The sequence below is a fragment of the Bacillus cereus group sp. Bc031 genome, from assembly GCF_027716265.1.
Classification (GTDB): domain Bacteria; phylum Bacillota; class Bacilli; order Bacillales; family Bacillaceae_G; genus Bacillus_A; species Bacillus_A paranthracis.
Window position 1 is genome coordinate 1 of the sequence record NZ_JAQFUL010000053.1, and the last position, 22,010, is coordinate 22,010.

A 22,010-nucleotide genomic window follows, 5' to 3' on the forward strand; every position below is an offset into this window, starting at 1 on the left:
GTTTCGAAACGATTATCTGTTATTTTTGGGGAATTTAAAACCGTTGTTATTGGGTATTTTACAATCGTTGATTACATTTCTTCAAATGTAATAATTGGCTCTACAAATTCCATCATAATGAAAGCATTTTTAATACGTCTTGTTAAAACTTCTTTTAATTCTGCACACATAGACTACAAATATTTTTTTGATAAATAAAACTAAATATTCACTAATATACTTATACGTGGTTTAATATATATAATAAAAAATATTTCTGTCTTTAATGAGGAGGTACTATGAAAGCAAACGTAGGGGATACTATACTTTTTCAACGAAACAATTTAAAGATTACAGGATCTGTATTAAAACTTTATACTGAATCGGTCTTAGTTGAAATTACAAATGTAAGCGGTGGTACTTTTGAATTTGATCGAACAATTGTAAATCATAAAAACTATAAAGTTTTAAATGCAAATACATAAAACAACCCAAAATAGCCCCTGCTAAACAGCAGGGGCTATTTTATATAAAAATATTTCACTAGTTTATATACCCTAAAACATTAACAATCTTACTCGCTTTTAAATTGTTAATATGATAATAAATTTCTAAACCTCTTCTCTCTGCTCGTAACACTTTACCCTTCATTTTTGATAAATGTTGTGAAACAGTAGATTGCGGGATGTTCAGTAACTCTGTTAATTGTGTTACATTACAAGTTTTTCTTGTACTTAATTCATTTACAATTTGCAGTCGGATTGGATGCGCCATAATTTTTAAAATATCTACATCTTCTTCTGAAACTAAAGTTTTTTTCATTTCACTCGTATATGTTGTCATAAGACATTCCCCTTTTATATGAATTCCATTTTTATAAGATCTATTTCCAAAATTTTTAAAACCCTCGATTAAAACTTTCATATAGAAATAAAAGGATTTTAAATTTTTGAAAACAGAACTTACATTCACTTTATTTATTTGGTACATATACATAATACAATGTTAATATGTGCTCTATGTGAAGTTCGCATAAATTTGTAATGAAGATTTTTCAAATAATTCACATCTAACTACATATTTCCTCCTAACACTATCCAGTGATTTTAACATATTTTAGGCGTTTGTATATACTATCTACAAAATAAATGTTATTTAGGGGGAATTCAAATGCCTACAATGTTACAAGAAGAAGTTGAAGAAGCGCGCGAAACATATGTCAGTCGTATCATTTTGGTCGGTGGATCGGCTTTATTTTTAGTAGGCGGTGTTATCTCGGCAATTTCGGCTTTTAAAGCTTATAATCGTTTGGAAAATACGCCGTCTTCTACAGATAACTCATAGGTGAATTATCTAATTTTGAATAACAAATAAAGAGGCTGTCCCAAAAGATGCTTTTTAGCCAAAATCGTATAAAAAGTGAAAGGCAGAAATGTTGATTTTATAACATTTCTGCCTTTTCGATTTCATGTGATCTTACTTCGAAAGAGACTTATGAGACAGCCCCTTTATTTTATCAAAAGTTCTATACTAAAGAATCGCAAATAATATGAATTACAATTGAACTTACTTCACCACAAACCGTGTCTGACTACACCCATCCTTCTGCTTCGTTACTTCTAATACAGCTGGCATTGCGTTTTTCAGCTCTTGAACGTGTGAAATGACACCGATAAATCGGCCTGATTTTTGTAAGTCAATTAATGCGTCTACAGCTTTTGTTAATGACTCCTCATCTAATGAACCGAATCCTTCGTCGATAAACATCGTTTCGATGGATATACCACCTTCATATGCTTGAATGGCGTCTGCCATTCCGAGCGCTAAGCAAAGCGATGCATTAAATTTCTCGCCGCCAGATAGAGTTTTTACATCGCGTGTTTGGCCTGTGTACGCGTCGTATACATCTAGACCTAATCCACTTTGACGATTTCTCTTTTCAACTCGTTCACTTCGTTTTAAATAAAATTGTCCATTTGATAATTTACGTAATCGTTCGTTTGCAATTTGAACAATTTGTTCTAAATACTCAATTAAGATGTAACGTTCAAATGATATACGGCTTTCGTTATCACCTTTCATTACTTCATATAAGTCAACAAGTTCTTGGAAAGCTTTTTCTTCCTCATGAATTTGCTCATCAATACGCCTAATATTTTCATGTAAATCAGAAATATATGTTACCGCATTTTGCGCACGTTGACGTTTTTCTTTAATGATATCAAGGTTAATTTCTAGATCTTTTATATGTTCACCTAACGCTGTAATATCCATATACTCTTTATCTTTTAATTCACCCTGTAACTCTTCAATTTGTTTTGCAAGTACTTCAAGAGATGAATAATAGCTTTGAATTTCTTTTTGTAACATATCCATCTCGGCATCACTTAATTTCGCTTCTTTATACGTAATTTGATCTGTAAATCCACTCTGTTCAAGCTCTTTCATAAAGCGCGTGAAAGTCTCTTCTTTCTTCGATTTTGCACTTTCAAATTGATTAGAAGCACCTTCCTGTTCTGCTTGAATACGTATATTTTCATTTTGCCAATGTTGATACGCCTCCTGCACTTTCTTCCATTCGTCCTCCATTAATTTGAGCTCATGCATAGCTTGGTCAAACTGGACTTTCCAAGCTTGGACTGTTTGTAAGTTTTCAGGAATGTTTTTCTTATCATGTTCATATGACGTACGAAGCTGCATACAATCCATTTCTATACGGTGCTGTTCTGTTTCTACCTCATGTTTTTGTTTCTGAAGTGCATCTACTTTTTCTTCTATGCTTTTTATTTTCACAGCTGTTTGCTTACGCGTTTCTTCACTTGCTTTTAACGTATTCACTTCAGTTGCTAATTGTTTTCCTTTTTGAACAAGCGCACTATATGTTTCAGCTAATTCTTCTGAGCGATAACCTCGCTTCTTAACCTCTTCTATTACTTGTTCATATTGAAGATGATAGAAATTCCATTTCTCCTCTACTTGCACATGTAATTTTTCAGCAATGTTCTTCTTGTCTCTTAAATCATTTAACTCTTTTTCATTGATGGCATCACTTTGCTCTGAAGCTTTTTTCGGATGGTTCGTGCTGCCACATACTGGACAAGATTCACCATCATGTAGATGAAGAGCTAATATACCAGCTTGTTCACTTAACCAGCGACGTTCCATATTCTCATATGCACGAACTTTCTCTTGCATCTTAATAAATGCAGTTTCTTTTTCTTGCTCGAATTTTTGTTTTTCTTGCCATACGTCATATGCTTGCTTTAAAACTTTTGCATCTTCTCGCATATTCGTTAGTTCTTCTACTTTATCTACATATCGTTCAAGCGCTCGCTCTAATTGCTGTAATTCACCAGACATTAGCTGTTTTTGATTTGTATTCTCTTCTAATTGTCGATCTAAGTTTTGCATACTTTCTTTTAATTTTCCTAGTTGGATTTCTGCATTTTGTAAATTCAACTGTTTCTCAGCTAATGATGCAATAATCGGTTGTAACTCTTCTAATCTTTGAACAAGTTTTTTTGCATTTTCTCTCTCAGGTTCTTTATTCTTTACTGCTTCATATTTCTCCTGAGCAAGTTCAAAATTATTCATTATATTTTCTTTTTTAGCGATAATTTGTTTTAACAAACTTTCAGCTTTCTGCTCATTTTGCATTGCTTCTTCGTACCACTGTTCAAATGGTAATAAGCGCTTCGTTTGTTCCGCACGCTTAAAAGATATTTCTTTCATTTCAATTACTGAACGTTTTTCTTGTAAAGTATTATATTTCTCATTCTTTTGTTGTAAATCTATAAATTTCTCATTTACAGACTTCGCTGCATGAAAACGTGTTTCAGCATCCTTTAATTGCTTCGTTTGAATATCTTGTTCTACTTGTAATTGCTCCACCTCTGCCTTATACGCAGCTGTCTCTTGTTCTAATGCCTCTACTACTTGATGCGTATTTACATGGTCTTGTTCCACTAATGTCTCTAATAATGCTCCATCACGAATTGGTAATTTAAAAACATTACGGAAATATAACTCTCGCTCTTTCTGTTTTTCTTGTAAGACGTCTTTCCATTGTTTTCGTTTTTGGTCAAGTAACTCACGCATTAACTTATAACGATCTGTTTTAAAAATACGACGCAAAATCTCTTCTTTGTTTTCTGTCTCAGATGTTAATAGTTTTCGGAATTCCCCTTGCGGTAACATAACAATTTGGCTAAATTGATGTTTACTTAAACCAATTAAATCTTCTACTTTTTTATTTACATCCGTTACATGGAAACGATCAACAGCCGGAATCTTCTCTTCATCAATTACTTCATATAATTCTACTGCATGTCCCGTAATCGTCTTGTTCCCTTGTTTTTTATGTCCCAGTTGTCGTTTTATTTCATAACGTTTCCCTTTTAACTGAAAGGTTAATTCTACGCTTGTATACACATTATCATCAGCAAATTGACTGCGGAGCATGCTCGTATCACTTCGTTCTTCTCCGCTTGCCTCACCATATAAAACATAACAAATCGCATCAAAAATCGTTGTCTTTCCGGCGCCCGTGTTTCCAGAAATGGCGAAAATACGATGCTCTCCCAAATCGTCAAAATCAATTACTTCTTTCTGTTTATATGGGCCAAATGCCGTCATAATAAGCTGAATCGGTCTCATCCTCGTTCACCTTCCCGTTCTTGCACTGTTTGTAATACTTCTACAAATAGACGTTCTTTCTCTTCTGATAAATCTAAGCCTTTCATTTCTTTATAAAAAGCCTTTAATAATGATAAATCATCCATTTTATGTCTTGAAACAGTTACTTCATTTGACTCAGTGAACTCTCGTCTTTGAATGGCTCTTTCAACATGCATTGCATTTGGATAAACAGAGCGTATTTTTTCCATTGGCTGCAAGACAGGATTTTCATCTAATAATTTTACAAACACGTAATCTTCACTTACTGGATGTTGTAACAATTCATCTATTTTCGCTTCTACTGTTCGCATTTTACGGCGTGGTGTAAGTAACCTTTTTTCAATTGTTACTTCACCTTGCTCGTCCAATTCCACAATATAATATCCTTTTTTATGTTTTTCTTCAGAAATAGAATATGCAAGTGGAGAACCTGAATATCGAATTGTCTCATTACGTACAAAATGCGCTTGATGTAAATGTCCAAGCGCTGTGTAATGAAACTTATCAAAATAATGACTATTCACGTATTCAGCACCACCAATTGAAAGCGGTCGTTCAGCATCACTTGTATTCTCTTCCGCTTCGCCCGCAGAAGTTACAAATGCATGACCAACAAATACATGTCTAGCTTCTTTATCCATCGTTTCAGAAAGCTCATTCATAAAAATACGCATCGCATCATCATGAGAACGTACGTCTTCGTTTTTCAATACATGTCTCACTATGCTTGGATCCGCATAAGGAATGAGATGGAAGTGAATCTCCCCATATTCATCATTTAATATAATTGGCTCATATGGAAATTGAAATTGCCCCACAATAAATAATCCTTGTTTCTTCATTAAACTACTTCCAAAATGAATACGATCTGGACTATCATGGTTTCCTGCGACTGCAATAACTGGTGTTTGTAAATCAATCACTATTTTTTGCAGCACATCATTTAATAAGTCTACTGCTTCCGTAGGTGGAATTGCTCGGTCATATAAATCCCCTGCAATAATTACGGCATCTGGTTTTTCTTCTTCAACAGCTTGTACAAACTGATCTAATACAATCTTTTGATCTTCAGTCATATACACGCCATGAACAAGCTTTCCTAAATGCCAATCGGCTGTATGAAATAACTTCATGGTTTCCTGCTCCTTTTAATTTACTGAATTTAGTGATACAAGTTGATAGTTTATTGTAGTTTTTCCGTTCTCCCATTCTAACTTTTGTATCATTGCACTACCGATTCTTTCTTCATTTGATTTATATAAAGGTAATATTTCTTGAACTGTAAATAAGTGATAACCATCCAATTTTAATTGAAATATGTTTTCTTCTATATGTAATCTTACTTCTTTTTCATTTGAAATAATTTTTGTGTGCATCTCAAATTTCATGATAGATACAACCCCTTTTTCTAATCTCTACACTATTAATAGTATATTGGCTATGCAAGATTGACAAGTAAATACACGGTAAAGTACATACTTTTCTATTGCGATATGTTTTTTTAATTTCACATATAATACGGTATGTGAAATTTTATTCTTTCCAAAAATAAAAATGTCTCATATGACATCTTTATTTTTGGATAAATTCTTTCATTACATAATATAAAACTGTAATGAAAACAATCGCTACAAAAAATGAAAATACTGCAACAATGTACCCATCTTTATTTAATAAAATGCAAAAAGAAATAGATATGATAAAAATCGGAAATACAAGTCGTACTTTATCCTTCACTTCCTCTGTCGTATCTGTATGATGAAAATATTGCGTTATCCCTATCATTAAAGAAGACAAAATAATCACCGACAATAGTAAAGGTACTGGCATTCCGATTTCTCCTTTCTCTATTTCTAATGAAAAGCAATTTTTCTTTCATTATAATCACTTCAAATACTCTTTTCGAAGCGATTATGTACAATTTACACATATATAATAGCGTGTTTATCATGGTAACTTCAAATAATTACAATTACAGTAATGTTGTAATATTCATTTTCAACCTCCAAAATCCTGCAAATATAACTCGTCAAAATATGCAGTGGATAAATTAACATATACCGCCAACTTTAGACAAAATTTATAAAGGACATTTCAGTACGTATAAAGAATTAAGAATAAGAAGATATGTAAGGGAGGATGAATTATGACTGAACACGTTTTATTTTCTGTTAGCGAAAACGGCGTTGCATCAATTACTTTAAACCGCCCAAAAGCACTTAATTCTTTATCTTATGACATGTTGCAACCAATTGGGCAAAAACTGAAAGAGTGGGAACATGATGAGCGAATTGCGCTTATCGTATTAAAAGGAGCTGGCACAAAAGGTTTTTGTGCAGGTGGCGACATTAAAACTCTTTATGAAGCACGTTCAAATGAAGCTGCATTGCAGCATGCGGAACGTTTCTTTGAAGAAGAGTATGAAATTGATACATATATTTATCAATATAAAAAACCGATTATCGCTTGTTTAGATGGAATTGTAATGGGTGGTGGTGTCGGTCTTACAAATGGTGCGAAATACAGAATTGTAACTGAGCGTACGAAATGGGCAATGCCAGAGATGAATATTGGCTTCTTCCCAGACGTCGGTGCTGCTTATTTCTTAAATAAAGCTCCAGGGTATGCCGGCCGCTATGTCGCTTTAACAGCATCTATTTTAAAAGCTTCTGACGTATTATTTATAAACGCTGCTGATTATTTTATTGCATCTGATTCATTACCAAATTTCCTTACTGAACTGGAAAGTGTAAATTGGTCTAAAGAAGATGATGTACATACTCATTTAAAAGAAGTCATTCGTACATTCGCAACTGCTCCAACATTAGAAAGCGAGCTTGCTCCTTCATTAGAAGAAATTAATTCACATTTTGCATTCGATACAATTGAAGAAATTATTCATTCATTAGAGAAAGATCAAAGTTCCTTTTCTTTAAAAGCGAAAGAAACGTTATTATCAAAATCTCCTATTTCACTAAAAGTAACATTAAAACAGTTTATTGATGGACAAAATAAGTCCGTTGAAGAATGTTTCGCTACTGACCTTGTACTTGCTAAAAACTTCATGAGACATGAAGATTTCTTTGAAGGAGTACGATCTGTTGTCGTTGATAAAGACCAAAATCCAAATTATAAATATAAGCAGTTAAGTGATGTTTCAGAAGAAGATGTAAACCGGTTCTTTAACTTACTTAATGCGTAAAGTGAGAATTTAATAAGTAGGGTTTATCTCCCTCTTATTATTAGTAGAAGCAATCGCCCTTTCATACGGGATTAAATTGAGGCTATATAGTCGTATAATTACACGCCTATATAGCCTTTTTCCTATTTAATAAATTTTAATAAAATTTAATTTTATTAAACCGAATTATGTGCTACACTATTTTTAATTAAATATTCTAAAAATAAAAGAAGGAGGAGCGACTATGATTGAAAATTATTTTCTTTTCATCATTATGTCTATTTGTCTTATTATTTTACCTGGTCCTGATACTGCAATGGCTACGAAAAACACATTAGTTGCTGGTAAGGTAGGCGGGGTGAAAACAGTGTTCGGTACATGTGTTGCACTATCAATTCATACTTTAGCAGCAGTAATCGGACTTTCCGCACTTATTGTAAAGTCAGCTCTTTTATTTTCTATTTTCAAGTACGTTGGAGCTCTATATTTAATTTATATTGGTATTAAAGCCCTTTTAGCAGTAAGAAATAAAGAAGGCGTCAATACGAACGATATATCTTTGAATAACGCAAACGGGAATACTTCTTGCTTTCGCCAAGGGTTTCTTACAAATTTATTAAACCCTAAAATCGCAGTCTTCTTTTTAACATTTTTACCGCAATTTTTAAATCCAAATCATAATACGTTTATCCAACTTCTTATAATGGGCCTTACTTACCTAGTTTTAACAGTTATTTGGTTCGCTTTTTATATATTTTTAATTGATAAAATTAGTGCTTTTATGAAAAAACCGAAGACACAACGTTATATTCAAGGGTTAACGGGAATTGTCTTAATTGGTTTTGGTATTAAACTAGCTTTTGAAAAAAGCAATTAACAAGAAAAAAACCACCACTATTCATAGTGGTGGTTTTCTTTTAACAACTGATTTGGCTGTCTACTTTATATTAAAACCAGCGCTCAGTTACAACTTTTTTACGTGTATAGAATTGAACGCCATCTGTACCATTTGTACCTAAATCACCAAAGAATGAAGCTTTATTTCCTGCGAATGCGAAGAATGCCATTGGTGCTGGAACGTTTACGTTTACACCGATCATGCCCGCATCGATGTTATCACGGAACGTTTGTGCATGTTTACCGCTTGATGTATAAATAACCGCACCATTTGCAAATTTAGATTGATTTGTTAGTTTAATACCTTCTTCTAAATCTTTAACACGTACAATGCTTAATACTGGAGCAAAAATCTCATCTTGCCAAATTTTCATTTCTTGATTTACACCGTCAAAGATTGTCGCACCTACAAAGTAACCTTCTCCAACTTCTTCCTTAATTTTACGGCCATCTACTAATAAAGTAGCTCCATCTGCTACACCGCTGTTAATATAGCCCAATACGCGTTCTTTATGAGACTCACGAATTAATGGTCCAACATAATTATCTTCGTGGAAACCGTCACCTACTTTTAACTTCTTCGTCTCTGCTACTAGTACGTCGATGAACTCATCTGCAATTTCATCAACTACTGCTACTACTGAACATGCCATGCAGCGCTCTCCACTACTTGCAAATGCAGATCCAATTACACCTTGTACCGTTTTCTCAAGATTGCAATCTGGCATAACAATCGCATGGTTTTTCGCACCAGCTAACGCTTGTACACGTTTCCCATGTTTCGTACCTGTTTCATATACGTAACGAGCTACCGGCTCAGAACCAACGAACGAAACAGCTTGAATATCTTTATTATCTAAAATGCTATTTACAACATCTTTTCCGCCTTGTACTAAATTTAATACGCCTTTTGGAAAACCAGCTTCATAGAATAACTCTACAAGTCGCTCTGCTAAAAGTGGTGTTCTTTCAGATGTTTTTAATACGAATGTATTACCACAAGCAATTGCAAGCGGGAACATCCATAATGGAATCATCATCGGGAAGTTAAACGGCGTAATTCCAGCAACAACTCCAATTGGGTAGCGCCAAATTGATCCATCAATGCCGCTTGCAATATTCGGAAGTGCTTGTCCCATCATTAAATTTGGAGTAGATGTTGCAAGTTCTACTGCTTCAATACCACGTTGTACTTCACCAGTTGCATCCGTTAATGTTTTACCATTTTCTAGCGTAATGATTTTTGCAAGTTCTTCTTTGTTTTCTTGTAAAAGCTGTAAATATTTATACAATTGTCTTGAACGATTCGGAACTGGTACTTTAGACCATGTTTCGTATGCTGCTTTTGCCGCTTCAACAGCTTTTTCAACATCTTCTTTCGGAGATAGCGGAACGTAAGCGATAATTTTTCCAGTCGCCGGATTTGGAACTGCTTCTACTTCTGTACCAGTAGATTCTACCCACTCACCATTAATATGATTTTTTACTCGTTTAATTTCAGTTGTAATCATTATATTCTCTCCTTTTTTATGATGTTTATAAGTCTATTATTTTTGATTAGAAATTAATTGTTCACTAACTTTCTTATATAAAGCAGCCATATCGTTTTCACCATACCCAGCTTCACTTGCTTCTTCATATACGTTTAATAGCATTTCGCTTACTGGTAAGTGAAGCTCACTTTCTTTCGCTAAATCTACTGCAAACCCTAAATCTTTCTTTAATAAATTTACAGTAAAACCTGGCTCGTAGTTTTCTGATGCAATAAAACTTTTATAATTGCGCTCATAAATTCTACTTTGACCATAGCTTACATTTAAAATATCAAACATTTTATCTAAATCCATATTGTTCTTTTTCGCTAATGTTAAAGCTTCACTCACACCAGCTGTATAAAAACCAATTAATAGGTTATTAATTAATTTAACTGTTGTCCCACTATCAATTTGCTCACTAACATGGAAAATGTTCGCACCTAATACACCCATGATAGATTCCGTCTTTTCATATACCTTTTTTGATCCACCAACCATAAATGTTAATGTACGGTTTTCAGCTCCAATTACCCCACCACTAACAGGTGCTGCTAAAAAGTCTACTTTCTTTTCCTTTGCAGCTTCCTCTAACTGTTTGTTTAACTGTGGAGATACAGTACTTGTATCAATTAAAACTACATTCGAGTGACTATTTTCAAATAATCCTTCTTCGCCAAAATATACCGCTTCAACAGCGCGAGGTGAAGGTAAACTTGTAAAAATTACATCGCATGTTTCTGCTAGTTTTGAAATTGATAAGCCGATAATTCCGCCTTCTTTTTCAAAAGAAGCTTCAGCATTTTTATTTAAATCCACACCATATACTGTGTAACTTGATTTAACTAAATTTTTAGACATCGGAAGACCCATGTTACCTAAACCGATAAAACCAATCTTTTTCATATCGCTTTCCTCCTATTTACACAATATACTTTCCGCGATTTATAATAGCTTTCGCAATTTCTCTCTTTTTTGTAAATACGTTCGTGTATAAAGGCACTAATAATTGACGAATTTCAGTTAAAATCACGTGTCTATCTTGTTCTTCTGTAATAGCCGCGGAAAGTATAGAAATCGCTGATTCTTCTACTTTGCGATAGCCTTCTTCACAAATAACGTCAGTTATCATTTGTTTCGTACGCTCTTTTTCTGCACCATTTTTACTAATTGCTTTACTCGTACGTAAAAATGCTGATTCCATGACGTACACGTCCGTTAACATATTTGATAATACACGTGAATATTCTTGCTCTTGATCAATTTTTAAACCTGGAGTTTTAGAGAGCGTTTTCAAAGATTGTTTCAACAATTTTTTCGCTAATAAAATGTAACGATGGTTTCTTTCGACATTTTCTACATCAATCTCTATTTCAGTATCTTCAATTTGTTCCATTTGCTTCATTAACATTTTGGCAACTGTTAATCTATTAATTTCGTTCGTCCCTTCAAAAATACGACTAATTCTAGCATCACGGTATAATCGTTCTACTTCATACTCTTGCATATAACCGTAACCACCATGAATTTGTACAGCTTCATCTACGATATGACCAAGTGTTTCAGAAGCATTTACTTTATTCAGTGCACATTCAATTGCAAATTGAGACATTTTCTTCATAAGATCTTCATCGCTCTCATGAATTGCTTCATCAATTACACCTGCTGTACGATACGCTGCACTTTCTGCTCCATATGTAGCAATGATCATATTTGCAATTTTCTCTTGAATCATCGTAAAGTCTACTAATTCCGTTTGAAACTGTTTACGTTCTTTTCCGTATTGAACGGACAATCCAATTGCTTGCTTTGCTGTTCCAATATTTCCAAAGGCAAGTTTTAATCTAGCAAAGTTAAGAATATTAAGAGCTACGTGATGCCCTTTCCCAACTTCCCCTAAAACATTTTCAGCAGGTATGACAACATCTTCTAAAATAAGGGTAGCCGTTGAAGAACCTTTAATCCCCATTTTCTTTTCTTCTAGCCCAATAGATACCCCTTCACATGTTCTTTCGACAATAAACGCTGTCATTCCTTTATTTGTCTTCGCAAAAACAACGTATACATCTGCCATATGAGCATTTGTAATCCATTGCTTCTCACCATTTAACTTCCAAGCAGTACCATCTTCATTTAATACTGCACTCGTTTTTGCACTTAAAGCATCAGAACCAGCATTTGGTTCAGTTAAAGCATAGGCCCCAATCCATTCTCCTGATGCAATTTTCGGCAAATATTTTTCTTTTTGTTCTTTCGTTCCGTAATATATGTAAGGCAATGTACCTACACCTGCGTGTATATTAAATGAAACGCTAAATGCACCAGCGTATCCCATTTTTTCTGCTACAAGCCCTGAAACTGCCTTTCCTAATTCAAATCCGCCATATTCTTCTGGAACCTCGATACTTAATAATCCAAGTTCTCCAGCTTTCTCAAACAATTGACGAGAAACTTTATAGTTATGTTGTTCAATATTCTCCATTTGTGGAACAATTTCTTGTTTAACGAATTGTTCAGTCGTTTTTGCGATTAAATCTTCGTCTCCTGAAAAATCTTCTGGCGTAAAGAAAGCATGATTCACATCTTTATTAAGTGAAAAAAATTCATCCCACGGTAACTTCGTTTTCTCCATCTGAATCCCCCTATCATTTCGGCCTTACTTGCTACTACATATGCTCGTCTACGATGAGTGGAATATCTTATTTTTGAAAACAGAAGGCGATGAATTTTCACATCAAGCAGTTTGTCTTGCTAAAGATGTATTCTCATCGCCTTAGTTGTTTTATCTATTGATCCTCTGATAATACTGTTTTTGCAATTCCAGTATCTAGTTCTTCAAAGTCATGATATGAAATTGTTTCATATAACTCACTTCTCGTTTGCATATTAGAAAGTGCATCTTTTTGAGAACCAGTTTCCTTAATTAAAGTAAACACATTCTCATACGCTTTCGCTGCAACACGAAGTGAAGTTACAGGATAAATAACCATTTGGAAGCCCATATTCGCAAATTCTTCTGCACTATAATACGGTGTTTTTCCGAATTCAGTCATATTCGCTAATAAAGGTGCATTTACCTTGCTATTAAATAGACGGAATTCCTCTTCTGATTGTAGCGCTTCTGGGAAAATTGCGTCTGCACCTGCTTTTACATATGCATTCGCTCTTTCAATTGCTTCATCTAATCCTTCTACACCACGAGCATCTGTGCGCGCTACAATATATAAGCTCGGTGCAACTTCTTTAATCGCTTTAATCTTTTGAACTAATTCTTCTGTCGTAACGAGTTTCTTACCATTTAAATGGCCACATTTCTTTGGTAATTGCTGATCTTCAATTTGGACAGCTGCTACTTTCGCTTCCACCATTTCTACAGCAGTTCTCGCTACATTTAATACACCACCAAACCCTGTATCAATGTCAACAAGAACAGGTAAATCTGTAGCTCTTACTAAATCTCTTGCTCTCTCTGCTACTTCAGTAGACGTTACGATTCCTAAATCCGGTAGCCCTTTACTTGCAGTATAAGCAGCTCCCGATAAATAAAGAGCTGAAAAACCTGTATTTTTCGCAACAAGAGCTGCCATTGCATCATGAGCACCTGGAATCTGTAAGATTTCATTTGCTTCTACTAAAGCTCGGAAGCGATTCGCAAGCTCTTCTTGTGTTGACTGTTTATCCACAACCCAAGCCATTCTAGATTCCCCCCTATTATTAAATTAAGAATAGATCTACAAATTCATTTACATTCATATTTTCTAGTTTCTCTTCATTTAAACAAGCTTCATGAATTTGTTCTTGTTGCTTACTAGAATAATGACCTGCCATATTTGCAGTGAATTTTTGAACAACTTTTGGAATTGCTTCGTCTCTACGGAAACGGTGACCAAGTGGATATTCACATTCCACATTTTCTGTTACAGTTCCATCTTTGAAATGAACTTGAACAGCGTTGGCGATTGAGCGCTTGTTCGGGTCAAGGTAATCTAAACTGTACTGTTTATTTTCAACAACAACCATCTTATTACGTAATTCATCTACACGTGGATCATTTGCCACTGCATCCTCATAATCATCCGCAACGATATCCCCTTTTAATAAACCAATTGCCGTAATGTATTGTAAGCAATGATCACGATCCGCTGGGTTATTTAATGGACCTTCTTTATCAATAATACGAATTGCTGATTCGTGCGTTGTAATTGTAATACGGTCAATTTCATCTAATTTTCCTTTAATTTCTGGATGTAATTTCACAGCACATTCTGCAGCTGTTTGTGCATGGAATTCTGCTGGATATGAAACTTTAAATAATACATTTTCCATTACATAAGAATCTAATGGTCTTGCTAATTTTAATTCTTGTTTATTGAATAATACATCTTGGAATCCCCAGCCCGGTGCAGATAATGCTGTAGGGTAACCCATTTCACCTTTTAGAGCAGTCATTGCAAGATGAACACCGCGGCTCGTTGCATCACCTGCTGCCCATGATTTACGTGATCCCGTATTTGGAGCATGACGATATGTACGAAGACTAGAATTATCAATCCATGCATGTGATAATGCATTAAAGATTTCTTCACGTGTTCCGCCAAGCATTTTTGCAACTACTGCAGTTGTTGCTACTTTTACATATAATACGTGGTCAAGGCCAACGCGGTTTAAGCTATTTTCTAAAGCAAGTACACCTTGAATTTCATGAGCTTTAATCATCATTTCTAATACTTCACGTACTTTTAACGGTTCTTTTCCTTCTGAAATACGAACACGGCTAATATAATCTGCCACAGCTAAAATTCCGCCTAAGTTATCAGATGGGTGTCCCCACTCTGCTGCAAGCCAAGTATCGTTATAGTCTAACCAACGGATCATACAGCCGATATTAAATGCACCTTTCACTGGATCAAGTACATATGACGTACCTGGTACACGTGTACCATTTGGCACGATTGTTCCTGGTACAACTGGTCCTAATAATTTCGTACATTCTGGATATTGTAACGCTAAAATTCCGCATCCAAGTGTATCAAGTAATACGTAACGAGCAGTACTGAATGCTTCTGCACTTGTTACCTCTTTATTTAATACATAATCCGTAATCTCTTCTAATAATGCATCTTTTTGTTTAATTTCATTTGTTTTAATCATGCTATCCTTCCCTTTCTGTCGAAAATTCGTTATTATTAATGATGGGTGTCGGTCAAACACCCATCTGGCGGGCGGTACTAACAACTCCCCAGTTGTTCTTATTTACTAAGCACATGTCGCTCGCCAATATAATTTACACGTGGACGGAACAAACGATTGTTCGCATGTTGCTCAATAACGTGCGCACATAGTCCTACTGTTCTAGAGCTAAAGAAGATTGGTGTGTACAGTTGAATTGGAATACCAAGCATCCAATATACTGGAGCTGCGTAATAATCAAGGTTCGGATAAATTCCTTTTTCCTTCTCCATAATCTTTTCTCCAGCTTCACACATTTCATATAGTGTATAATCACTTTTTACATCACATAACTGTTTTAAAGCTTCCTTCATCATCAGTGCTCTTGGGTCCATCTTCTTCATATATACACGGTGTCCAAAGCCCATAATTTTTTCTTTGTTATATAGTTTCTTCTGTAATAACTCTTCAAACTTTTCAACATTACCAGCTTCTAAAAGCATGTACATAACCGCTTCGTTCGCACCGCCATGTAAGCTACCTTTTAAAGATGCAACCGCACCTGTTAAAGCACCATATAAGTCGGATTGCGTAGATGCAATAACGCGCGCTGTAAATGTAGAGTTTGGCATTTCATGTTCACTATATAAAACAAGGGAACGATCAAAGATCTTCTCCTCAAGTTCAGTTGGTTTTTTACCTGTTAACATATAGAAGAAATTCGCGCTATATGATAATTCCTTAAGTGGTTCGATTGGCTCTTCATTATTTAAAATATGATAGCTATTCGCTACAATGTTTGGTACTTTACTCAATAATTTGTATCCTCGACTTTTGTTTACTTCTAACGAGCGATTTTCAATATCATTATCGTAACCAGCTAATGCGGACACACCTGTACGCAATCCATCCATAGGGTGTGTTTCTTTCGGTAATGCCTTCAGTACGTTGAATACACCTTCTGGTACCGCGTATTCTTCTTTTAATTTCTTTTCAAGTGTTGCTTTTTCATCTGCATTCGGTAGATGTTCTTCCAATAAAAGGTGCACAATGTCTAAGTACTCTTTTGTTTTTGAGAGTTCGATTAAATCATACCCTTGAATTACAATTTCACCTTTCACTGTGTCAAGAAACGAAATCTTCGTCTCCGCTGCCACTACACCATCTAATCCCGGGGAAAATTTTTCTTCAGCTTTCATCATTATTTCCTCCAATCCTAATAGATCTTCGTGCACATAACTGTAAGCCTTTACAATATTGCGAAACTACATTTCTATTTCAATGTATCAGAGTTTTTAGAAGATTTCAATTTATTTTATAATGATAAGTTTCCTACACTTTTACCGATGTAACAATACAATTTTTTAAAAATAATTTTCATATTTTATAAAGAAAGGACAGACTTCTCCTTATTTATCTTTAAAACAAAATATAAAGTTAATTCATATAATCCAGTTAAATATATACCTACTTTACAATTTCTTTTACTAAATAAAAAAACGAGCTGTATTCATATACAGCCCGTTTTTTGCATTATATTTATTTCACTATTCTCTAAATATAATTTCCATATAAAATTTATTTATTTTTAATAAAGTTATTATTTTACGTAATTAAATTGAATTTCTTCTATTTCCTCATGATAACTTACAACTAAATCATAATTTTGAAAGTACCAAAGATCATCAACATCTACAAAAAATAAAATGCCTTCTTTCTCAACTGACACGATTTTCCCATCTGGTTTCTCTGCAACAATCCCTAAAGAATAACCAGGCTGAATTGAACTATTCCCTCCGTACCTTACAGTAAAACGTACAGATTCACCGTGCTTTATACGTAATTCTTCCTGGAACCATTGTAGAGCTTTACGATCAATTGAAATTCTCATCTTTATTCCCCCCCAGTTTATGCAAACTCTTTTTTCCTAATCGTTGTTTTACAAAGAAGACGAAAATAATTAAGGCTATTAATGCTGAAATTGCACTCCCTGAAAATAAAATACGATAACCAAACATTTGTGAAACAACTCCAAGTAAAATAGCACCTAACCCGATTCCTAAATCAAACGCTGTAAAAAATGAAGCGTTCGCAACTCCTCTTTTACTCGGATCGACAATTGTAAGCATTGCCGCTTGCAATGCTGGCTGTGCTGAACCGAATCCAACACCATATAATGTAGCTGCGATAACTACATCTATTAAATCATTTGAAATCGTTAATACAACTATTGCAATAATAGTAATGCATAGTGCCGGAAGTATGATAAATACTTCTCCATACTTATCTAATAGTTTTCCTGAAATTGGCCTTACAATCGTTAAAGCAATTGCATATACAAGAAAGAATGTCCCAGGATTCACATCAATTGACGATGCAAATAGCGGTAAAAACGTCGTAATCCCTCCATATGCAAATGATAAAAAGAATACAACTATCGTAATGGATAGAACAGATTTTTCAAACAGTTGCATTTTCCCTTTTTCTTTTTGTGGTGTGAATGGCATTTTCGCCATTAACGATAATAGGACTGCCATAAAGGATAAAAGAGTTGCTAACAAGAATAGGCCGTGAAATGAATAATTTTGTACAACCGATAATCCAATCATTGGACCGATTGCCATTGCAATCGTCATAGCCATTCCATACCACCCCATACCTTCACCACGTCGAGAATCTGGAATAATATCAGTTATCGCTGTTCCAACAGCTGTTGTAGAAACAGCCCATGTTACTCCGTGAATAACACGTAAAACAGCCAAAAGGACAATAGTCGTCGCTAAATGATAAGAGTACATCGTTAACCCAAAAAAGATGAGTCCGAAAATAATGAAGGATCTTCTACCATATTGATCCAACATCCCTCCAATAATCGGTCGTATTACAACTGCCGCTATTGTAAACATTCCCATCATGAGTCCAACTTGTGATTCATTGCCACCTATCTCTTTAATAAAGAGCGGGAGTGTTGGAACAAGTAAATAAAATGCTGTAAATAAAAATAACATTGCGAAAGTCATTTGAATAAATGATTTCGTCCATAATCGTTCCATTAAAATTCCTCCATAAACACGTATGTTATTGCAATTAACACCTCCATTTTACATTTTCTTCGTGCCTTTGCCTTCCGTAAATAGACGTATCTTTTTATAATAAATGGTCCATCATCATTTTAAATTGGTCTTACAACTTTATACGTATGTTTTAGCCTAAAGTCCTATCTAACTGTACCTTTATATGTGTGAAAAGAATATACTACTTTATTATTGCAACTTAGGAGTGAATATTTTTATGTGGGTATCATCAAGAGTAACTGCCGTAGTTCCTTCGACTCCTGGGATACACGTTCCCGCCGTTCATACAGCTAGTTCCGATGTCGGTATTGAACTTCCCGCAACTTGGCAACACTATCAAATTCCCGGTCAAATTACCCCCTCATTTTGGCATCATGGCGCACATCCAAGTAGTACCACCTTTCAAAACCACAGTTATCCTCCGTTACCTCAATCTCAAGTTTTTTATCATTTTCCTTCAATTTATTTTCAAAATTTCTATGGTACTTTTAATATTTAAAATACATTGTCTCATAGCTACTGCATTTAAAAGAAAAAAGCACTTAAGATTGTAATGTCTACAAATCTTAAGTGCTTTTTAATAATTTTCATAAAATTTTCTTATTGTCCATTATTAGCAGGGGCCTCTCCTGCATTACCGCCAGTTTCTGGTTGTGTGGTCGCTGGTGGAGTTGTATTTCCTTGGCCTCCTCCATTATTTGCTGGAGGGGTTGTATTTCCTTGACCTCCTCCGTTATTTGCTGGAGGGGTTGTATTTCCTTGACCTCCTCCGTTATTTGCTGGAGGGGTTGTATTTCCTTGGCCTCCCCCGTTATTTGCTGGAGGGGTCGTTCCTTGACCATTCCCATTATTTTGTTCATTTTGTTTCTTTTCTTCTTCTTGTTTCTTTTGCTCTTCTAGTTTCTTTTGTTCTTCCTGCTTCTTCAGTTCCTCTTGTTTCTTTTCTTCTTCTTGTTTTTTAAGTTCTTCTTGTTTTTTTAATTCTTCTTGCTTTTTCTCTTCTTCAGTTTTTTGCTGTTGATCTTGTTTTGGTTTTTCCGTTGTATCCGGTACGCTCGTATTTGGAGAAGAATCACGTTTTTCACCTTTTATACGTAACTCACTGCCTTCTTGAATTACACTACTTGGCATTTTAAAGCGTGATTTATCCGTAGCCATTTCACTCATCATTTCTTTAAAGATCAGTTGTGCAATTTTCGTATTTTTACTACTAATATACTCGTCTTTACCATCTTTCATATATCCAGTCCATACTGCCATCGTATACTGCGGTGTATAACCTGCAAACCAACTATCACGAGTTGCACTTTCTGGAATGTTAAATTTCGCTAATTGTTTTGAATCATAGTTTGTTGTACCCGTTTTACCAGCAACATCTAAAGAACTAATATTTGCCGCTGTACCAGTACCTGATGTCACTACTGAGCGCAGCATATCAGTAATCATATATGCTGTAGAGTCAGCTATAACTTGTTTTGGTTTTTGTCCAAAACTTTGTGACTTTCCGTCTGGATAAACTACTTTCGTAACAAAATGCGGTTTTGCATACTTACCACCATTACCAAATGTCGCATAAGCACCCGCTATTTCAGTTGGTGATACTTCGTTTGTACCAATAGCTGTAGATTCTGTTGGCGCTTTTTTAAATGTAATACCTAATTTCTCAGAGAATTCCTTTGATTTATTAAGTCCTACTTCTTTTGCAGTTTTAACTGCTGGAACGTTACGTGACATTTTTAACGCCTCACGCATAGTAATTGGACCTAAATGACTTCTGTCTGCATTTCGAAGTTCTTGTCCAGTTGAATATTTAAATGGAGAATCATCAATTTGATGATACGTAGCCCATTTTAAGTATTCAATTGCAGGACCGTAATCAAAGATTGGCTTCATCGTCGAACCAGCTGCACGATCTAATTCAATGGCCATATTATGCCCTTTAAATACGGCTTTATTTTCACCGCGCCCACTACCTATAGCACGAACTTCTCCTGTTTTCGTATCCATAAATGTGAAAGCACCTTGGAATTTATCATTTGGATAATTAATAATATTTGTATTTAAAATATTGTCAGCTAATTTCTGTGCTTTTGGATCCAAAGTTGTATGAATTTCTAAACCATCAGAGCCAATATTAGCATCGGGCAATTCTTTTTCTACTTCTTTCACAACTGCATCCATAAATGCAGGGTATGGCATTGCTTGAAGTTGAGTTGCAGGCTTGAGTCCCTTTTCTACGTCAACTTTTGATGCTTCTTCCATTTCCTGTTTTGTTATATATCCATGTCGATTCATTAATTTTAGTACAACATTTCTTCTTTCTGTTGCCCTTTGAACATTTTCTTTTTTCGTTGGATCATAGTTATTCGGTGCTTTCGGTAAACCTGCAAGCATCGCAACTTCTGGTAATGTTAACTCCTTCAATTCTTTACCATAATAGTTTTGTGCTGCTGTTGCGATACCATATGAACGATTACCTAAGTTAATTTTATTTAAATACATTTCTAAAATTTCATGTTTTGAATATTGTTGTTCTAGTTTATACGCTAAATATATTTCCTGAACTTTACGTTTTGATGTTTTTTCCATCGATAAGAAGTAATTTTTAATAACCTGTTGCGTTATTGTACTTCCACCTTGTGAACCGTAATCTCCTTTAAGACTCACCAAAACAGCACGGGCAGTACCTTTAAAGTCTACTCCGCTATGCTCGTAAAAACGTGCATCCTCTGTTGCTAAAAATGCATTTTCTACTAATTTAGGAATTTGATCATACGTAACATTCGTCCGCTTTTCTTTCCCGTATTCATATACCAAATCGCCATTTTTATCATAAATTTTTGAGGATAAGGGATTAACAAGTTTTGCTTTCTCAAGTTTTGGTGCATCCTTAATCATTACAAAAAAGGTAGCAACTCCCCCCACTAAACCAACAATACCAAGTAATAAACAAGTAATTAAAAACTTGCGAAAGAACGATGTTTTACCTTTTGGTTTTTGTGTTTTAGAAGCTGGCTGTTTTTTCTTTTTAACTTGTCGTCGCTCCTCTCGAGAACGATAATTTTCTGACATGTTACTTTCTCCTGCCTTTCAATTCTCCCGTTGATTTACTTAAAAATATTGAGGTCACTTTCTAAAATGAATTAAATTAAGAAAGTATATCGACCTGGAGCATTCAATATTTTCCTAATTCACAGATTATAAATTTTAGAATGCTTGTTACACAAAGTATTTTCACTTCTATTTTTCTAATAATGCTGCCCCTTTAAGCATAGAATGTAAAAAGTGAATTTTTAATACCTCGTATAAATAATATACCTTTTTTTCAAATGGTCAATATTTTCTTATTTATAAATCAAAGGTGAAATAAAAATAGCACAACGATATGTACTTCGTGTGAACTTCCTTATAATTACGTATAACAAACATTTAATATATTGCATATAAGTATAATACCTCTTTAATTATAAAGATTTCAACATCACAACCTCAACATCTATA

General features: G+C 34.6%; 20 protein-coding genes. 6 read left to right on the forward strand and 14 right to left on the reverse strand.

The window, feature by feature from the left end; all coding sequences use genetic code 11:
* The coding region (locus PDQ33_RS18950) for a hypothetical protein (protein WP_270756453.1) at window positions 1–198 on the forward strand (198 nt) is incomplete at its 5' end.
* 80 nt (window positions 199–278) lie between these two features.
* On the forward strand, window positions 279–464 hold the full coding sequence (locus PDQ33_RS18955) for a YkvS family protein (RefSeq protein ID WP_000646792.1): 186 nt from the start codon (window positions 279–281) through the stop codon (window positions 462–464).
* Window positions 465–522: 58 nt separating this feature from the next.
* Here the strand turns inward: PDQ33_RS18955 and PDQ33_RS18960 are convergent, their stop codons facing one another.
* Entirely contained in the window at window positions 523–822 is a 300-nt protein-coding gene (locus PDQ33_RS18960) for an ArsR/SmtB family transcription factor (protein WP_000214794.1), read from the reverse strand.
* 327 nt (window positions 823–1,149) lie between these two features.
* Here PDQ33_RS18960 and PDQ33_RS18965 point away from each other — a divergent pair, with 327 nt between their 5' ends.
* A complete protein-coding gene (locus PDQ33_RS18965) occupies window positions 1,150–1,323 on the forward strand; it encodes a hypothetical protein (RefSeq protein ID WP_001142747.1) in 174 nt (57 codons plus the stop codon).
* A gap of 222 nt (window positions 1,324–1,545) precedes the next feature.
* Here PDQ33_RS18965 and PDQ33_RS18970 read toward each other — a convergent pair whose 3' ends face one another.
* The 4 genes from PDQ33_RS18970 to PDQ33_RS18985 form a co-directional block, all read right to left on the reverse strand.
* Window positions 1,546–4,635, reverse strand: coding sequence for an AAA family ATPase (locus tag PDQ33_RS18970; protein WP_270756451.1), 3,090 nt, complete (start codon window positions 4,633–4,635; stop codon window positions 1,546–1,548).
* Window positions 4,632–5,789, reverse strand: coding sequence for an exonuclease SbcCD subunit D (locus PDQ33_RS18975; RefSeq protein WP_270756450.1), 1,158 nt, complete (start codon window positions 5,787–5,789; stop codon window positions 4,632–4,634). Before PDQ33_RS18975 ends, PDQ33_RS18970 begins: the two co-directional genes overlap by 4 nt.
* 15 nt (window positions 5,790–5,804) lie before the next feature.
* The gene (locus tag PDQ33_RS18980; RefSeq protein WP_000667348.1) at window positions 5,805–6,044 is read right to left on the reverse strand and encodes a DUF2584 domain-containing protein; all 240 of its coding nucleotides are present in this window, start codon (window positions 6,042–6,044) and stop codon (window positions 5,805–5,807) included.
* A gap of 184 nt (window positions 6,045–6,228) precedes the next feature.
* Entirely contained in the window at window positions 6,229–6,486 is a 258-nt protein-coding gene (locus PDQ33_RS18985) for a hypothetical protein (RefSeq protein ID WP_001145041.1), read from the reverse strand.
* Between the two features lie 316 nt (window positions 6,487–6,802).
* Here PDQ33_RS18985 and PDQ33_RS18990 point away from each other — a divergent pair, with 316 nt between their 5' ends.
* A complete protein-coding gene (locus tag PDQ33_RS18990) occupies window positions 6,803–7,858 on the forward strand; it encodes an enoyl-CoA hydratase/isomerase family protein (protein WP_000134902.1) in 1,056 nt (351 codons plus the stop codon).
* Window positions 7,859–8,081: 223 nt separating this feature from the next.
* Window positions 8,082–8,714, forward strand: a complete 633-nt coding sequence (locus PDQ33_RS18995) for a LysE family translocator (RefSeq protein WP_061130894.1) — start codon at window positions 8,082–8,084, stop codon at window positions 8,712–8,714.
* A 70-nt stretch (window positions 8,715–8,784) separates the two neighbouring features.
* On the opposite strand, the gene PDQ33_RS19000 is transcribed toward PDQ33_RS18995, so the two are convergent.
* From PDQ33_RS19000 to PDQ33_RS19035, 8 genes are all read right to left on the reverse strand, one after another.
* Complete coding sequence (locus tag PDQ33_RS19000; protein ID WP_270395135.1) at window positions 8,785–10,245, reverse strand: CoA-acylating methylmalonate-semialdehyde dehydrogenase; 1,461 nt, start codon at window positions 10,243–10,245, stop codon at window positions 8,785–8,787.
* 36 nt (window positions 10,246–10,281) lie between these two features.
* Window positions 10,282–11,172, reverse strand: a complete 891-nt coding sequence (locus PDQ33_RS19005; protein ID WP_000719437.1) for an NAD(P)-dependent oxidoreductase — start codon at window positions 11,170–11,172, stop codon at window positions 10,282–10,284.
* Between the two features lie 16 nt (window positions 11,173–11,188).
* Window positions 11,189–12,898: an acyl-CoA dehydrogenase family protein gene (locus tag PDQ33_RS19010; RefSeq protein WP_000416019.1), complete on the reverse strand. Its 1,710-nt coding sequence runs from the start codon at window positions 12,896–12,898 to the stop codon at window positions 11,189–11,191.
* Window positions 12,899–13,052: 154 nt separating this feature from the next.
* Window positions 13,053–13,961 (reverse strand): methylisocitrate lyase, encoded by a 909-nt coding sequence (gene prpB, locus PDQ33_RS19015; RefSeq protein WP_000312630.1) that lies wholly within the window; start codon window positions 13,959–13,961, stop codon window positions 13,053–13,055.
* A gap of 19 nt (window positions 13,962–13,980) precedes the next feature.
* Window positions 13,981–15,417, reverse strand: coding sequence for a 2-methylcitrate dehydratase (gene prpD, locus PDQ33_RS19020; protein ID WP_000598131.1), 1,437 nt, complete (start codon window positions 15,415–15,417; stop codon window positions 13,981–13,983).
* Window positions 15,418–15,515: 98 nt separating this feature from the next.
* On the reverse strand, window positions 15,516–16,637 hold the full coding sequence (gene mmgD / locus PDQ33_RS19025; RefSeq protein WP_061130893.1) for a citrate synthase: 1,122 nt from the start codon (window positions 16,635–16,637) through the stop codon (window positions 15,516–15,518).
* Window positions 16,638–17,035: 398 nt separating this feature from the next.
* Window positions 17,036–17,326, reverse strand: coding sequence for a HesB/YadR/YfhF family protein (locus PDQ33_RS19030; RefSeq protein WP_061130892.1), 291 nt, complete (start codon window positions 17,324–17,326; stop codon window positions 17,036–17,038).
* The gene (locus PDQ33_RS19035; protein ID WP_270394708.1) at window positions 17,310–18,488 is read right to left on the reverse strand and encodes an MFS transporter; all 1,179 of its coding nucleotides are present in this window, start codon (window positions 18,486–18,488) and stop codon (window positions 17,310–17,312) included. Before PDQ33_RS19035 ends, PDQ33_RS19030 begins: the two co-directional genes overlap by 17 nt.
* A 238-nt stretch (window positions 18,489–18,726) precedes the next feature.
* On the opposite strand from PDQ33_RS19035, the gene PDQ33_RS19040 reads away from it, so the two are divergent.
* The gene (locus PDQ33_RS19040; RefSeq protein ID WP_061130890.1) at window positions 18,727–19,008 is read left to right on the forward strand and encodes a hypothetical protein; all 282 of its coding nucleotides are present in this window, start codon (window positions 18,727–18,729) and stop codon (window positions 19,006–19,008) included.
* Window positions 19,009–19,109: 101 nt separating this feature from the next.
* Here the strand turns inward: PDQ33_RS19040 and PDQ33_RS19045 are convergent, their stop codons facing one another.
* The gene (locus PDQ33_RS19045) at window positions 19,110–21,581 is read right to left on the reverse strand and encodes a transglycosylase domain-containing protein (RefSeq protein ID WP_270691848.1); all 2,472 of its coding nucleotides are present in this window, start codon (window positions 21,579–21,581) and stop codon (window positions 19,110–19,112) included.
* Window positions 21,582–22,010 lie beyond the last annotated feature (429 nt).

Excerpts from the sequence above, each read along its gene's own strand:
- PDQ33_RS18955 (WP_000646792.1), top strand. The coding sequence starts at position 279 with ATGAAAGCAAACGTAGGGGATACTATACTTTTTCAACGAAACAATTTA.
- PDQ33_RS18960 (WP_000214794.1), bottom strand. The coding sequence starts at position 822 with ATGACAACATATACGAGTGAAATGAAAAAAACTTTAGTTTCAGAAGAA.
- PDQ33_RS18965 (WP_001142747.1), top strand. The coding sequence starts at position 1,150 with ATGCCTACAATGTTACAAGAAGAAGTTGAAGAAGCGCGCGAAACATAT.
- PDQ33_RS18970 (WP_270756451.1), bottom strand. The coding sequence starts at position 4,635 with ATGAGACCGATTCAGCTTATTATGACGGCATTTGGCCCATATAAACAG.
- PDQ33_RS18975 (WP_270756450.1), bottom strand. The coding sequence starts at position 5,789 with ATGAAGTTATTTCATACAGCCGATTGGCATTTAGGAAAGCTTGTTCAT.
- PDQ33_RS18980 (WP_000667348.1), bottom strand. The coding sequence starts at position 6,044 with ATGAAATTTGAGATGCACACAAAAATTATTTCAAATGAAAAAGAAGTA.
- PDQ33_RS18985 (WP_001145041.1), bottom strand. The coding sequence starts at position 6,486 with ATGCCAGTACCTTTACTATTGTCGGTGATTATTTTGTCTTCTTTAATG.
- PDQ33_RS18990 (WP_000134902.1), top strand. The coding sequence starts at position 6,803 with ATGACTGAACACGTTTTATTTTCTGTTAGCGAAAACGGCGTTGCATCA.
- PDQ33_RS18995 (WP_061130894.1), top strand. The coding sequence starts at position 8,082 with ATGATTGAAAATTATTTTCTTTTCATCATTATGTCTATTTGTCTTATT.
- PDQ33_RS19000 (WP_270395135.1), bottom strand. The coding sequence starts at position 10,245 with ATGATTACAACTGAAATTAAACGAGTAAAAAATCATATTAATGGTGAG.
- PDQ33_RS19005 (WP_000719437.1), bottom strand. The coding sequence starts at position 11,172 with ATGAAAAAGATTGGTTTTATCGGTTTAGGTAACATGGGTCTTCCGATG.
- PDQ33_RS19010 (WP_000416019.1), bottom strand. The coding sequence starts at position 12,898 with ATGGAGAAAACGAAGTTACCGTGGGATGAATTTTTTTCACTTAATAAA.
- prpB (WP_000312630.1), bottom strand. The coding sequence starts at position 13,961 with ATGGCTTGGGTTGTGGATAAACAGTCAACACAAGAAGAGCTTGCGAAT.
- prpD (WP_000598131.1), bottom strand. The coding sequence starts at position 15,417 with ATGATTAAAACAAATGAAATTAAACAAAAAGATGCATTATTAGAAGAG.
- mmgD (WP_061130893.1), bottom strand. The coding sequence starts at position 16,637 with ATGATGAAAGCTGAAGAAAAATTTTCCCCGGGATTAGATGGTGTAGTG.
- PDQ33_RS19030 (WP_061130892.1), bottom strand. The coding sequence starts at position 17,326 with ATGAGAATTTCAATTGATCGTAAAGCTCTACAATGGTTCCAGGAAGAA.
- PDQ33_RS19035 (WP_270394708.1), bottom strand. The coding sequence starts at position 18,488 with ATGGAACGATTATGGACGAAATCATTTATTCAAATGACTTTCGCAATG.
- PDQ33_RS19040 (WP_061130890.1), top strand. The coding sequence starts at position 18,727 with ATGTGGGTATCATCAAGAGTAACTGCCGTAGTTCCTTCGACTCCTGGG.
- PDQ33_RS19045 (WP_270691848.1), bottom strand. The coding sequence starts at position 21,581 with ATGTCAGAAAATTATCGTTCTCGAGAGGAGCGACGACAAGTTAAAAAG.